Source organism: Bacillus sp. Xin1 (genome assembly GCF_013314535.1).
Lineage (GTDB): Bacteria > Bacillota > Bacilli > Bacillales > Bacillaceae_G > Bacillus_A.
In genome coordinates, this window is sequence record NZ_JABUAE010000127.1 from 1 (window position 1) to 1581 (window position 1581).

Annotated in this window: 1 protein-coding gene; it reads right to left on the reverse strand. The window is 34.2% G+C overall.

The window, feature by feature from the left end; translation table 11 throughout:
• Positions 1 to 4: 4 nt before the first annotated feature.
• The gene (locus HRG09_RS28030) at positions 5 to 1465 is read right to left on the reverse strand and encodes an IS1182 family transposase (RefSeq protein ID WP_174104062.1); all 1461 of its coding nucleotides are present in this window, start codon (positions 1463 to 1465) and stop codon (positions 5 to 7) included.
• Positions 1466 to 1581 lie beyond the last annotated feature (116 nt).

The following is a 1581-nucleotide window of genomic DNA, read 5'->3' on the forward strand; positions in this document are numbered from 1 at the left end:
TTTTTTACTTTGTTTCCTTCATCAAGGTTAGGATTCGTTTTAAATTGACAGCGAATATAGCCATTGCACCTTGCATTTGCATACCAATCAGACCCGAGGAAGATGCCACATCATACCCGTGTCTATGCTTAAGTTCACTATTTTTCGCCTCAATTTTATAACGCTCTTTCCCCTTTTCTTTAAAATATGCACTTTCTTGAAATGCTTGTTGTTTCTTATGTTCAGTGGATTTAATTGTCACAGAATACGTTTTACTTTTAGCGCCTTCTTTGTAACAACCACTTTTGAATGGACATACCTTACATTTTTCAATATCAAAATAATAGGTATGACTTTGACTATTGTTTGTTCCTTTTTTACCCGTACGTGCTCTACGAATAGCCATATGCCCAGCTTTACAGACATACATACCCGCATCTTTATTAAACTCAAATTCATCTTCTTTTTTACGCGGTCCTTGTGTCACGATTGGGTTTAATTTCGATACTAATTGTAATTGATTTTGGTTGGCATATTGAATATTATTTTTCTCCGAATAAGCAGTATCTCCAATAACTGTATCAATTTCCATCCCTGTTTCACGACTTTTTTCAATCAATGTTTGAAGGTATTTTCCATCGCTTTTTTCACCCGTTGTAATCACCGCAGCTGTAATGATACGTTCTTCATTCATCGCAATATGTGTTTTATAACCAAAGAAAGAAGAGTCCGCTGTTTTATGTCCAATTCGTGCATCAGGATCTTGCGAAAATTGAAGGTGTTCTTGGTGATCTTCTACGATTTCTTTTAAATAATTAAGTTTTTCTTTCACATTTGGATATTCACGAATGATTTCCTCTTTTTCTACCGTTTCAATCACTTTTTGGCAATATTCAAGTTCGTCACCTAATTCATTTATCATTGTTTTTGGTGGGAATTTCTCTTTCATTCCTTCATCAATTTGATAAACAGCTTTGCGAAGTAATTTTGATTTCTCCATTAAAAATTCTTTCGGCGATTTTTGATTAAAGCGTGCTTTTGTATGCGTGGCATCAACAATAATAGATTTATTTTTAATCAAGTCTTTTTCGAGTGCAATTTCCACTGTTTTTTGAATGAGCATGTCAAGTAATCCTACATCTTTTAGACGAAGTTTGCGGAACTTCGTTAATGAACTAGGATCAATCACCATATCTTCAGGTGCCATATCTAAGAAATATTTAAAGGACATATCGTATTTTGAGCGTTCTACAACATCTACATCTGATAAGTCAAAAATAGATTTTAATAATAAATATTTAAACATACGAACAGGCGGCACTGCATTGCGACCGTTATCGAAACAATATTTATCTTGTAGTTCTTCTAAAACAAAAGAAAAGTCTACCAGTTCATTAAATTGACGAAGCATATTATCCTTTGGTACAACGATATCGTAAATCGCCATAAATGGACTGAGGTTAAGAGATTGTTGGTTAGAAATCATCCGAGACACCACCTAAAATTAATATGACTATTATACATGAAAATGACGAAGGCTTCCTCGATTTCATCGAGGAAGCCTTCGTTCATTTCAATTATAGGGACTTTTTCAGTGGCCTC

Bases quoted from the DNA above. Each gene is read 5' to 3' on its own strand.
- HRG09_RS28030 (WP_174104062.1), bottom strand. From the start codon at position 1,465: ATGATTTCTAACCAACAATCTCTTAACCTCAGTCCATTTATGGCGATT.